The sequence below is a fragment of the Wohlfahrtiimonas populi genome, assembly GCF_002006795.1.
Lineage (GTDB): Bacteria > Pseudomonadota > Gammaproteobacteria > Cardiobacteriales > Wohlfahrtiimonadaceae > Wohlfahrtiimonas > Wohlfahrtiimonas populi.
The window spans coordinates 208,230-220,984 of record NZ_MVDN01000004.1 but is presented as its reverse complement, the minus strand read 5'-3'; the positions used below and the strand labels follow the sequence as shown (position 1 = coordinate 220,984).

Here is a 12,755-nt window from a genome sequence, read left to right as displayed (position 1 = left end):
TCCTTCCTAAGTTGATACATGATATTAGATTATAAAGGATGAGTTCGGATATATAAAAAGAAAAGCCATTCATAAGAATGGCTGATCAGTTATGTTAATGCATTAATATCTTGCATCTTTTGGCTTATTGCCATTTGGCCAGTCATTCACTTTACCTGGGAAATCAGGTCTTGGCATGTGCGTGAAGTACTCAGAAACATCCACAGCTTCTTGATCTGTCAATGTGCCTTGATTGCCTTGGCCCCAAATGCCTGTAGTTTCAACACCCATTGGCATATTGTATTTCACAAATTGAGCCGCTTTATAAGTACGTGCTAAACCTGCACCAATGTTGAATGATTCATCGCCCCATAATGGTGGGAATACAATGTTGCCACGCTTATCTTTCAAGCCTTCACCATCGTTGCCATGGCAAGATGCACAGCGTTCAGCGTAAACAACTTGTCCATTGTCAATATTTGGCACTAATGATTCATCCACAGGGCCTGAGTTAACTAATTTAACTTTTGCACCTTCTGGTTGAGTTTTGCTGAGCCAGTCCATATAAGCAATGATTGCCTTCATCTCTTTGGACTCAGGATTGAGAGGCTTACCGTTCATAGAGCGTTGGAAACAGCCGTTGACACGCATTTCCATGTTCACTAATTTACCAGCACGTGGCATCACTTTTGGATATTGTGGCAACGATGTTAAGTAAGGTGCACCAAATTCCGCTTTACCTTCAGCAATATGACAGCTGTTACAGTTCATCATTGCACCAACATTGTCAGGCAATAATCTTTTGGTTGAGTTTAAAAGCTCTTTACCATAAAAAATTTGCTCTGCATTTGGCTCTTTTGCAATTTCTAAATCAGATGGCACAACGTAATCAGGCAATGGTTGACCATCTTTGCTTGTCATTGCATATTCTTTTGGCTGAGCATCCGTTAATGTGTAAGCGAAGGCTGATGTTGCCATCAATGCTGCAACACTTAAAGATAAAATTACACGCTTTTTCATTATTTATCCTCCTTCACTGAGGTAATATTCGGTGCTTTGTTCGCTAAGAAATGGCGAATCTCTGCAACATCTTGTGCTGAAATTTCAGGTGCTACGTTGTTCCAAGAGTTACGAATGAAGTTGATCACCAATGCTGTTTCATCATCACTTAGGTGATTGAAACCAGGCATTGCGAATGCCATTCTATCTGCTGGTGTATTAGGCATTTTTCCGCCTTCTAGCGTTACTTGAATCACTGATTGTGCATTTTGAGCTGTGATCGCTGTATTCTGATTCAAAGCAGGGAAGATGCGAGGTACGCCTTCACCATCCATTCTATGGCAGATATTACAGTTTTCCACATATAACACTGCACCTGGATCATTCATGAATTTGCCAGATAATAATAGATCTGTTGTTGTATCTTTCTTCGTTGCTAATTCCAATGATTTATTAGGTGCAGGCGACAATGTTTTCAAGTAACTTGCTGTTGCTTTCAGATCTTTCTCTGTCCAGTATTGTGAGCTGTGTTCTACAACATCAGCCATTGCACCAAACGCTGCAACTTTATCTGTACGACCAGTTTTCAAGAATTCAACAATTTCATCTTCGCTCCAAGTTTTTAAACCTTGGCCTTCGCCACGTAAACTTTTTGCTCTCCAGCCATCGATTAATGCACCAGATAAAAATAGATCACTAGAATCATTGGATAATGCTTTCTCTTGGTAAGCGATACCGCGTGGTGTATGGCATGCACCGCAATGTCCTGGACCTTCAACAATATAAGCACCATGATTTTGCAATTCTGTTAATTGAGTGTTTTGTTCAAAATCACGAATTGGTGCAAATAGCATTTGCCAATAAGCAACTGGCCAACGCATGCTGATGATCCAAGGGAATGTGGATGCGCCATTTTCTTTTTGAATTGCAGGCACTGATTGCATGAAATATGCATACATTGCTGCGATGTCTTCATCTGGCATTAATGTATAAGAAGCATAAGGCATTGCAGGATAAAGTGGTGCGCCATCTTTACGAACACCATGTTTAACAGCATTACCAAATTCTTCTAATGTGTAATTACCAATCCCTGTTGTTTTATCAGGTGTAATATTTGTGGAATAGATTGCACCAAATGGTGTTTGCATAGCTAAGCCACCAGCGTATTCTTGGTCGCCAGGTGCTGTATGGCATGCTGCACAGTCTGATAATCGTGCAACATACTCACCACGTTGTAATGTTTCTTGCGTAACTTTAGGTGGCTCTGTAAATGTTTTGGTTCGATTTTTTATAATCATGAAAGAACCTACAAATACGGCAATAAAGGCAACAACGCCTAAAATTACCAATCTGGTCAAAAGTTTTTTCATATGGCTCCCTTATCTGATTGGGTTGGTGGTAATTCGAAATTATATATACATATAGCGAGTGTCTCATGATAATGATTTTTAGCGGACACAATTGTAAATTTATCTTTATAAAATTGATGTTAATCAAGCAAACATGCTTCATCTGGGCGATTTTATCATTTTTCTAGTCATCACTTATTTAATTAATATTAATTAAATGATTAATATAATTTTTTATATAGATGAATATAATTTCAATGGATTATGTTTCTCAGTGATAAGTTTCTTAAAAGATTCTGATAAGTTTTGATTGACAATGCTTGATAAATGTCAATAATACACAAACAAGAATCAATATCGTTTGATATTAAGAGTTAATCACATTTGGGAATATTTATGCGTAACCACCGTCACACTTTGCTGTTCACTATGTTGACTGTTGCATTATCTAGCACAGTTGTTTCTGCTGAAGAAAAAGCACCTAAAGAAGTTGGTACAACAAGAGTTGTTGTGGCTGCGCTAAAGGATGATCGTGTTGCAGAAGAAGCTGCAACAAGTTTGGTGCAAGTGACAAGTGAAACGATGGAACGTATTGGTGCCACAAACTTATCTAATGCATTGCGATATGAGCCAGGCATCACTATCGATTCAAGTGCTTCTGGTCGAATTGATGATATTAAAATTCGTGGTGTTGGTGGCGATCGTGTGATGGTGGCAGTTGATGGTGCACCATTACCAAAAGCGTTCAGTTTTCCAGGTGGTTATACAGAATTAGGGCAAGGGTACTTTGATATTGATGCTATGAAATCAATCGATATCATCAAAGGTCCAGTTTCAATGTTGTATGGTAGCAGCGCATTGGCTGGTGGTATCTTTATGCAAACGAAAGACCCAATAGATTTTATCCAAGAAGGTAGAAGAACAGGTTTTGAAATCAAAACAGGTTATAACTCCGTGGATCGTGATCAGTTAATCACAGGCACGGCTGCTGCAAAATTTACTGACGAACTATCTGCATTTGTGCGCGCATCTTTCCGTAAACATTATGAGCGTGAAAACTACTATGGCAAAGCATACAGTGAATCAGAATTAGGTGCGAATCGTAAAAATCCAAATCCTTCAGAATCTAATATTAAAAATATCTTAACGAAGGTTGTTTACGAGCCAAATGCAGAACATGAATTCTCACTAAGCTACGAAGCATATCAAGATAAAACTTGGGATAAGGGTCTATCTGTGATTACTTCGCATGTGATGGGTATGCCAAGTCAGCCAAAATATCTTGAAAGAAGCAGTGATTTAAAAACAGAAAGACAACAAATTAACTTACGCCATGAGTTTGAATCAGCAACACCAATGTTTGATAAAGGTCATTGGATGACTTATTACCAGACAACTAAAGCCAAGCAGAATGTTGATGAATTGAGACAAAACTTTGGTAGCCCAGCGCGTCCACCAAGACCAGCAGTTGCACCACATTTAGAAGATCGCTGGAGAACATCACATTTTGATAATGATCAGTTTGGTTTTAATGCTGAATTCAATAAAGATTTAATGTTGGGTTCTATTGCTCACGAATTAACGTATGGTGCAAACTATAAGCATCAGAAAGTTAAAACTTTGAGATTGGGCGATACAATCAATTCAGAAACAGGTTTATCTAAAGAGCCTGCTGGTGCTTTCCCAACAAAAAGTTTCCCTGATTCTAAAGTGCAAGAATATGGTTTGTTTGTACAAGATCGTATTGGTTTCTTAGATAACACAATTGAAGTGATTGTAGGTTTGCGTTATGACCATTATTCATTGAAGGTTAAACAAGGTGGTGCATACATTGATGGTAACTTAGGTACATTGGCACCAACGGGTATGAACAAAGATAACCTATCTAAGCGCTTAGCCGTTTTATATTACCCAACAGATAACCATACTTTATATGCTAACTATGCTGAAGGTTTCAAAGCACCAAGCTTCACAGCTGTGAATATGGGTTTTGCAAACTTGGCACAAGGTTATGCAACACGCTCAAATCCTAACTTGAAACCTGAAAAAAGTAAGACATTTGAATTAGGTTGGAACTACAACGATGACATTAATACTGCATCTGTTGCTGCGTTCTATACTCGTTACAATGATTTTATCGAAGAGATGGTTTATCAAGGCATTGATAAAGAAACTGGCTTGATGACATATCAATCTACAAACTTGGATAAAACTCATATTTATGGCTTAGAAGCGAAAACAAGCTTACGTATTTTGGAATTACAAAATGGTGATGGAGAATTGCGTTTTAATGGTGCGGTTGCGTATGCCAAAGGCAAGGACGACAAAACTAAAGAGCCAATTGATAGCGTAGAGCCATTAACAGCAGTTTTAGGTTTAAGTTATGCATACAGTGATACAGCTTATGTTGGTTTGAACTGGAAATTATCAAAAGGTAAAAAAGACAGTCAAATTTCAGAAGGTTTACGTAAAGATGGCGTGAAAATGCCGGGCTACGGAACTTTGGATTTGATTGCTGAATATAAGCCAACTGAAAACATTCGTGTGAATGCAGGCATCTACAATCTATTAGATAAGAAACATTGGAACTGGGGCGGTCGTATGGGCAAAATGAGCAATGCAGCGTTGGATCGTGCAACTCAGCCAGGCATCAATGCAGGTATCTCTGTGACAGTGAATTTCTAAGCTAAGAGGCAAATGATGAAAAAAGTAATTTTATCTGCACTCTTAATGGCAGGATTGGTGAATGGTGTGATGGCAGAAGAAAGAGTGATCACGACTTCTGCTTACATCACACAAGTTGTCGAAGCATTGGGCAAAGACCAATTGTTAGTTGGAGCAGATACAACAAGCCATTATAACGAGGCATTGAAACAATTACCTGATGTCGGTTATCGCATTGCACTGTCAACAGAGGGAATGTTGTCCTTAAAGCCAACTTTGGTTTTATGGTCGTCAGATTCAGGTCCTAAAAATGTTGTAGAGCAAGTGAGTAAATCAGGCATTCAATCTTATACATTGGCAAAGCCAAGCAATTTAGATGAATTAAAAAGCTTAGTGACACAGATTGGTGAAATTTTTAATGAGCCAATGAAAAGTGAAGCATTGAACCAATCATTAGAGAAAAAACATGGTTTATTGAAGGATGACATTAATAAACGTGGTGCTCGTAATACGCTGTTCATTATGGAAGAAATGGGCGGTGGTAACTCTAAAAGCTTTGCTGGTGGTGATACAAGTGCGACAGCTTTGATTGATTTGTTGGGTTTGACTAATCCATTTGCTAGTCAATTTAGAGCTTATAAAGCTGTGAATTTAGAAACACAAATTCAACAAAATGCAGAGATTGTACTAATTGGCACTCGTAAAGAATTCTCAGAAAAAAATGTGCCAGTAATGCGAAAAGATGTTTCTAGCATTGGCTGGCCAAAACAAGTGCAACCAAAATGTGTATTTGAAGTGGATATTAGCCATGTATTAGTTTATGGCGTCCGTTTGTATGACGATACATTGATTCTAAGCCGTATGATTGATGAGTGTTTAGAGGAAGCAAAGTAGTGGGCAACAAATCTTTATCATTAAGCCTGATGTTTATGACAGGCTTAATTGTTTTAACTGTGGTTGTATCCAGTTATTTCGGAGCTTTAACGATCAATTGGGGCGAAGTTTTCAATTTTGGTAGTTTAGATAGTTATATATTTTGGCAGGTTCGCTTGCCAAGAATCCTCGCAGCATTATTAGTGGGTGGCGCTTTTGCTATCTCAGGTGCTGTGATGCAAGGTTTATTTCGCAATCCTTTGGTGGAGCCGGGAATTATCGGTGTATCAAGTGGCGCGGCCTTTTTTGTAGCGTTAACGATTGTTTTGGGTGGTAAACTATTTCCTGCATTAATAGAATACTTAAACGATTATACGCTACCTGTCGCAGCCTGCATTGGTGGGTGGGCTGTGACAGCTTTTTTATACCATTTCTCAAAGCACAATCAAGGTGTGAGCGTGAGCGCAATGCTATTAGTTGGTATTGCGATTAACGCTTTCATCGGGGCGCTTTTAGGATTATTGACTTTTATTGCCAGTGATGAAGAGTTACGCTCATTGACGTTTTGGTCATTGGGTAGTTTAGGTGGTTTTGATTATACAAAACTCACGATTCTCTTTGTTTTACAGTTACTGATTGTGCCAATGTTCTTATTTAAGATTCGCGCAATGAATGCAATGTTATTGGGTGAACGTGAAGCGAAACACTTAGGCGTGAATGTAGAGCGATTGAAGAAACAGCAAATTTGGGGCGTTGCGATTTTAACAGGCAGTGCCGTTGCATTCTCTGGTGGTATTGGTTTTGTCGGCTTAGTGATTCCTCATTTAGTGCGCATGTTCTTTGGTTCAGATAATCGTTATGTATTGCCATTGTCGTTTATGTCGGGCGGTCTATTGCTATTATTTGCAGATAGTTTATCAAGAACTTTAGCAGCACCTGCTGAAGTGCCAATAGGTATCTTTACAGCATTTATTGGCGCGCCATTCTTAGGTTATTTGGTTTATCGCCAATCAGGTATGCGCTAGGGGATTAAGATGTTTACGTTAAAAAATGTCTCTTATACGATCAAAACTCGCAAAGGTGATCGTACATTAGTGAATGTACCTGAGTTGCGAATCCCGAAACATCAATTCACAGCATTGATTGGGCCAAATGGCGCGGGAAAAACGACACTATTAAATATGTTATCAGGCGATGAACAACCAACAACGGGTGAAATTCGCTTCGATGATTATTTGTTGCAGGATTATACAATTGCAGAACTGGCACAAAAGCGCTGTGTTTTGCCTCAATTGCAACACATTCCATTTGCCATTAATGTGATGGCAGTACTTTCGATGGGTTTAATGCCACATGGTGTCAGTTATCGTCATGAAGGTGCTCATAATGTGATGATGGAAGTTGCAGAGCAATTGCAGTTAACACATTTGTTAGATCGAACTTATCAGGTTTTGTCAGGTGGCGAGCAGCATCGTACACAAATTGGTCGTGTTTTAGTGCAAGCATTGTTTGAATTGGAAACATGTGGCGAAGATCGCTTATTGCTATTAGATGAGCCTTTTAATCATTTAGATCTATATCACCAAAAGCATTTGCTGAAATACTTTAAGACATTGCAAGAAAAAGGTATTACGATCGTTTGTGTGATGCATGACTTGAATCAGGCGCTCCATGCTGCGGATCAATGCATTGTATTAAAACAAGGCGAATTGCACGGTGTTTATGATTCACAATCATTGAAAGATGGTCGAATTCTAGGTGAAGTGTTTAATATCCCATTTGTAGAGTTAACCAATCAAGAGCATCCAAATGCACATTCGCTGTCGATATTTGGTTATGAGTAACTGACAATGCCCACTTTAATGGGCATTTTATTTGATAAGTTAGTTTTGACTTTAGACTGTTAATGAGAAATTATATGTTTAATTAACTTTAATTAGGTCTAAATATTTAATGATTGATATTCAAAACCATTTTAAAAATTCTAAAGATTTATCAGCAGATGAGTTAGATCAAGCAGATATCACGGCAGAAGAATTAATAAAAATTTATTACAATTATATAAACTCTTTGAGAGAATTAGAAACCGAAGGGATTTATCTAAGTAATAAGTTGCAGGTTTGTAATAATATAAATTCTGTCAGATGGAGGGTTAAAGACCCGATTCATTTGCTCACAAAAATTGTAAGAAAAAGAAAAGAAGCAAAAGAAAATAAAGACCTGTCATCCAAATATTTATCTATTAATGAAAACAATTATAAGGAAATCATTAATGATCTAATAGGCTTAAGAGCTATCTATTTATTCAAATTTCAATGGGAATTAGTAGATGATTTTATTTGTAAGAATTTTAAGATAAGTCATGAAGAAAAAGTTATGATTTATCATGCTCCAGAAGATGATCTGAGGTTTTATTATGAAGATAAGCATAAAAAAGAGATCAATGGGCGTGAGCTAGAATATTCACAACAAAGAAAGGAATCTAAATATCGTTCAACACATTATATTGTTGAGGCCAACTATCCTAATGAGTTCAAATTAGAAATTCAAATTAGATCCATTCTGGATGAAGCTTGGGGCGAAATAGATCATTTTATTAGGTACCCAGATCATCAGAATGATGAAGATCTTAAAAGAAGAATGACGATATTGAATGGTGCTATTAATGGTTGTGAAGAACTTGCAACTAATTATGTGGAATATTTTCAGGATAATACTCGTGAAGCCTTAGCTCTTCTTAATGAAGCTTCTGAGCCAGTAGAGCCAGCTTTAGTAGATGCAGGCCCAGCGAGTTCAGAAAAAGTAGATGTAGAAAATTCAGAGCTATTAAAGGGAGTTTTAGAGAATGAGGCGCCAGTAAAAACAACTAGCTTTAATGAAGTATTAGAAGATCTTGCTCGTGATAGTGATATGTCTCGTATTATTACTACAGCTTATCCTAAAAATAAGGCTTTGAAGAGCATGATTGAGAATCAAAATATGCTGAAATCTATGTCAGATCTAAACCTTAATAAAGGAATGCTGGATTCTAAAGCCTTGAAGAACATGATTGAGAGTCAAAATATGCTGAAATCTATGTCAGATCTAAACTTCCATAAAGGAATGTTGGATTCTAAAGCCTTGAAGAGCATGATTGAGAATCAAAATATGTTGAAATCTATGTCAGATCTAAGCCTTAATAAAGGAATGCTGGATTCTAAAGCTTTGAAGAGCATGATTGAGAATCAAAATATGCTGAAATCTATGTCAGATCTAAGCCTTAATAAAGGAATATTGGCTTCTACTCCTTTGAAAGACAAGTCTAGTAAATCTAAAAGCGTTAAAAAATTAAAGAAAGATGATTATGAGGATTAATCTATAAAGTGCAGAAAGAATTGTACTAGGATTTCAAGTGATTCCATTTGTGTAAAAACTTGCTAAAAATCAAGGAATTCCAATCTATGAATTTCGGGCAAAAAATACCTTTTTGTGATATAATTTTTCGGTTAAAGATTAATAATTAGACAAAGGATATTCAATGAGTGAGTTTGCCAAAGAGATAGTTCCGGTCAACTTAGAAGAGGAGATGAAAAAGTCTTATCTCGACTATGCAATGAGCGTGATTATTGGTCGTGCTTTGCCAGATGTTCGTGATGGATTGAAGCCAGTTCACCGTCGAATCTTGCATTCGATGAATCAAACTCATAACGATTGGAATAAGCCTTATAAAAAATCTGCGCGTATCGTGGGTGACGTGATGGGTAAATACCATCCACATGGTGATAGCGCGATTTATGATTCAATCGTTCGTATGGCGCAGCCATTCTCGATGCGTTATATGTTGGTGGATGGTCAAGGTAACTTCGGTTCGGTGGATGGTGACTCACCAGCTGCGATGCGTTATACAGAAGTTAGAATGAGCCGCATTGCGCATACTTTATTACAAGATATCGATAAAGATACTGTAGATTTCATTCCAAACTATGATGGTTCTGAAATTGAGCCTTCTGTATTACCAACGCAAATTCCAAACTTATTGGTGAATGGTTCTTCAGGTATTGCGGTTGGTATGGCGACAAATATTCCGCCACACAACTTAACTGAAACAATCAATGCGTGTGTTGCATTGATCAATGATCCAGAAATCACAATTGATGGTTTGATGGAACACATTCCTGCGCCAGATTTCCCAACAGCAGCAATCATCAATGGTACACGCGGAATTCGTGAGGCGTATCATACAGGTCGTGGCCGTGTTGTGATTCGTGCGCGTTGTGAAATTGAAATTGATGAAAAGCGTAATCGTGAAGTGATCGTAGTTTCAGAATTACCTTATCAAGTGAATAAAGCTCGCTTGATTGAGAAAATTGTTGAATTGCACCGTGATAAAATCGTTGAAGGTATTGCACCAGATGGTTTGCGTGATGAATCCGATAAAGATGGTATGCGCATCGTAATCGAATTGAAACGTGGCGAATCTGGCATGGTTATATTGAATCAACTATATAAGCATACAGCGTTGCAAAGCAGTTTCAGCATCAATATGGTTGCGATTGATCAAGGCCAGCCAAAATTGTTGAACTTGAAACAAGTATTGGAAGCATTCGTGGCGCATCGTCGCGAAGTGATCACTCGCCGTACAATTTTTGATTTGCGTAAAGCACGTGAACGTGCACATTTGTTAGAAGGTTTAACAGTTGCATTGGCGAATATCGATGAAATGATCGAATTGATTCGCTCTTCACCAGATGGTGCAACAGCGAAAACTAAAATGCTTGCGAAAATTTGGGCAGCAGGCGATGTTGTGCCAATGTTAGAGCGCGCTGCACATTTGAATGAAAATGCAAAAATGAGCGAATTAGAAGGCTTTGGCTTATTGGCTGAAGGCTATCGCTTAACAGAAACGCAAGCACAAGCAATCTTGGATATGCGTTTACAGCGTTTAACAGGTTTAGAGCAAGATAAGATTCACGGTGAATACGAAGGCTTATTAGAAGCAATCGCTGCATTCATTGAAATCTTAGTGAATCCTGATCGTTTACGCGAAGTTGTATTAGAAGAGTTGGAAAAAGTCCGTGCTGATTATCACGATGAGCGTCGTACTGAGATTTGCCAAGCCGCAGAAGATATCAATATTTTAGATTTAATCGCAGATGAACAGGTGGTTGTAACATTATCACATCGTGGTTACATCAAGTATCAACAGCTCGGTGAATATCAAGCACAGAAACGTGGTGGCCGTGGTAAATCTGCTGCTAAAGTTAAAGATGAAGACTATGTTGTGAATATGATGACAACAAGCACGCATTCACAATTGATGTGTTTCTCTTCAATCGGTCGCGTTTATTGGTTGCACACTTATGAATTACCAGAAGCAGGTCGTGGTTCAACAGGTCGCCCAATCGTGAACATGTTGCCATTGAGCGAAGGTGAGCGTATTAGTTCAATCATGCCAGTGGATGAATACGTTGCTGACAAATATATTGTGATGGCAACGAAATTTGGCGTCATCAAGAAAACAACATTGGATAAATTCGCAAGCCAGCGTTCAACAGGTGTGATTGCAATCACATTGGATGAAGGTGATGAATTGATCGGTACAACGATTACTGATGGTACTAAAGACATCATGCTCTTTACATCAGATGGTAAAGTGAATCGCTTCAGTGAAGAAGATGTTCGTGATACTGGTCGTGGTGCGCGTGGTGTTAAATCCATGAACTTAACAGAAGAGCAAACCATCTTATCTATGATCATTCCAAATGATGATAGCGTTGTATTGATTGCGACTGAAAATGGTTATGGTAAACGTACTCGTACAGAAGAGTTCACGCGCCATCGTCGTGGTGGTAAAGGAATGATTGGTATCCAAACTTCTGAGCGTAACGGTCAAGTGATCAGTGCTTGCTTGGTAAAAGAGGAAGAAGAAGTTATTCTAATTTCAAGTAACGGCGTATTGGTTCGTACACGAGTTTCTGAAATTTCTATTTTAGGTCGTAATACACAAGGTGTTCGCTTGATTCGTTTGGATGAGTCGGACAAGTTGGTTGGCTTAACTGCGGTTGAAGCAGAAGAGATTGATGAAATAGATGAAAGCCTAGAAACTGAAGGAAATGTTGAAGCTGTCGATGAAACATCATCTGGCGGCGATGCGGTAGAATAATTACTACATTAAATTCAGATAAGGCAGGCATCACCTGCCTTATCTTTTTTTATCTAAAGGAGAAATCGCATGTTTGAATTTGGAAAAATTATTTTTGTTGTTTTCTTTATGTTGTTACCTTTGGCGAATCCTTTAGTATCTGCCACCATGATGATGAGTTTAGGTGCACGTTTACCTGATGAAGAAAAAAATAAACAGGCAAAGCAAGCAGCGAAATACTCATTGGCATTGATGTTAATTAGCTTTTACTGTGGGCAAATTGTGATGAAGGTTTTTGGAATTTCCATTCCTGGCCTTCGTATCGCAGGTGGCTTAATTGTCATGGTGATTGGTTTTCAAATGTTGTTTCCATCTCAAAGCTCATCCACTTCGCCTGAGTTAGAAAGTAAAAAAGATGAATTAAAAGGTAAAGGAACAAGCTCATCAAGTTTGGCGTTTATTCCGTTAACAATGCCGGGATTTGCTGGCCCTGGAACCATTGCAATGATCATCAGCATTGCATCAACATTGCCAAGTTTCGGCGCGCCCATGTGGATCATGTTAACAGCACCCATAATCTCTTTTATTGGACTATGCTTATTCTTATGGGTCTGTTTAAAAAGTTCAGCGACAATTGTTGCGAAGATTGGTCAAAGTGGCATCGACGCGATTTCCCGAATCATGGGCTTTCTATTAGTTTGTATGGGTGTTCAGTTCTGTATCAATGGCGTGATTGAATTGATTCATCAAGTGCCATTGGCAAAATGACA

9 protein-coding genes are annotated in these 12,755 nt (G+C 38.3%); 7 read left to right on the top strand and 2 right to left on the bottom strand.

Going from position 1 to position 12,755, the window contains the following annotated elements; translation table 11 throughout:
• Window positions 1–102: 102 nt before the first annotated feature.
• The gene (locus BZK16_RS06875) at window positions 103–999 is read right to left on the bottom strand and encodes a c-type cytochrome (protein WP_077928152.1); all 897 of its coding nucleotides are present in this window, start codon (window positions 997–999) and stop codon (window positions 103–105) included.
• The gene (locus tag BZK16_RS06870) at window positions 999–2,348 is read right to left on the bottom strand and encodes a c-type cytochrome (RefSeq protein ID WP_077928151.1); all 1,350 of its coding nucleotides are present in this window, start codon (window positions 2,346–2,348) and stop codon (window positions 999–1,001) included. Before BZK16_RS06870 ends, BZK16_RS06875 begins: the two co-directional genes overlap by 1 nt.
• 375 nt (window positions 2,349–2,723) lie before the next feature.
• Between BZK16_RS06870 and BZK16_RS06865 the strand changes: the two genes are divergently transcribed.
• The 7 genes from BZK16_RS06865 (at window position 2,724) to BZK16_RS06835 (ending at window position 12,753) form a co-directional block, all read left to right on the top strand.
• Window positions 2,724–5,012, top strand: coding sequence for a TonB-dependent hemoglobin/transferrin/lactoferrin family receptor (locus BZK16_RS06865; RefSeq protein WP_077928150.1), 2,289 nt, complete (start codon window positions 2,724–2,726; stop codon window positions 5,010–5,012).
• A gap of 15 nt (window positions 5,013–5,027) precedes the next feature.
• Window positions 5,028–5,885 (top strand): heme/hemin ABC transporter substrate-binding protein, encoded by an 858-nt coding sequence (locus BZK16_RS06860; RefSeq protein WP_077928195.1) that lies wholly within the window; start codon window positions 5,028–5,030, stop codon window positions 5,883–5,885.
• Window positions 5,885–6,889 (top strand): FecCD family ABC transporter permease, encoded by a 1,005-nt coding sequence (locus BZK16_RS06855; RefSeq protein ID WP_233145217.1) that lies wholly within the window; start codon window positions 5,885–5,887, stop codon window positions 6,887–6,889. Before BZK16_RS06860 ends, BZK16_RS06855 begins: the two co-directional genes overlap by 1 nt.
• Before the next feature lie 9 nt (window positions 6,890–6,898).
• The gene (locus tag BZK16_RS06850; RefSeq protein WP_077928149.1) at window positions 6,899–7,708 is read left to right on the top strand and encodes an ATP-binding cassette domain-containing protein; all 810 of its coding nucleotides are present in this window, start codon (window positions 6,899–6,901) and stop codon (window positions 7,706–7,708) included.
• Between the two features lie 109 nt (window positions 7,709–7,817).
• On the top strand, window positions 7,818–9,218 hold the full coding sequence (locus BZK16_RS06845) for a RelA/SpoT domain-containing protein (protein WP_077928148.1): 1,401 nt from the start codon (window positions 7,818–7,820) through the stop codon (window positions 9,216–9,218).
• 163 nt (window positions 9,219–9,381) lie between these two features.
• A complete protein-coding gene (gyrA, locus tag BZK16_RS06840; RefSeq protein ID WP_077928147.1) occupies window positions 9,382–12,006 on the top strand; it encodes a DNA gyrase subunit A in 2,625 nt (874 codons plus the stop codon).
• A 69-nt stretch (window positions 12,007–12,075) separates the two neighbouring features.
• Entirely contained in the window at window positions 12,076–12,753 is a 678-nt protein-coding gene (locus tag BZK16_RS06835) for a MarC family NAAT transporter (protein ID WP_077928146.1), read from the top strand.
• Window positions 12,754–12,755: the final 2 nt, after the last annotated feature.

Excerpts from the sequence above, each read along its gene's own strand:
- BZK16_RS06875 (WP_077928152.1), bottom strand. The coding sequence starts at position 999 with ATGAAAAAGCGTGTAATTTTATCTTTAAGTGTTGCAGCATTGATGGCA.
- BZK16_RS06870 (WP_077928151.1), bottom strand. The coding sequence starts at position 2,348 with ATGAAAAAACTTTTGACCAGATTGGTAATTTTAGGCGTTGTTGCCTTT.
- BZK16_RS06865 (WP_077928150.1), top strand. The coding sequence starts at position 2,724 with ATGCGTAACCACCGTCACACTTTGCTGTTCACTATGTTGACTGTTGCA.
- BZK16_RS06860 (WP_077928195.1), top strand. The coding sequence starts at position 5,028 with ATGAAAAAAGTAATTTTATCTGCACTCTTAATGGCAGGATTGGTGAAT.
- BZK16_RS06850 (WP_077928149.1), top strand. The coding sequence starts at position 6,899 with ATGTTTACGTTAAAAAATGTCTCTTATACGATCAAAACTCGCAAAGGT.
- BZK16_RS06845 (WP_077928148.1), top strand. The coding sequence starts at position 7,818 with ATGATTGATATTCAAAACCATTTTAAAAATTCTAAAGATTTATCAGCA.
- gyrA (WP_077928147.1), top strand. The coding sequence starts at position 9,382 with ATGAGTGAGTTTGCCAAAGAGATAGTTCCGGTCAACTTAGAAGAGGAG.
- BZK16_RS06835 (WP_077928146.1), top strand. The coding sequence starts at position 12,076 with ATGTTTGAATTTGGAAAAATTATTTTTGTTGTTTTCTTTATGTTGTTA.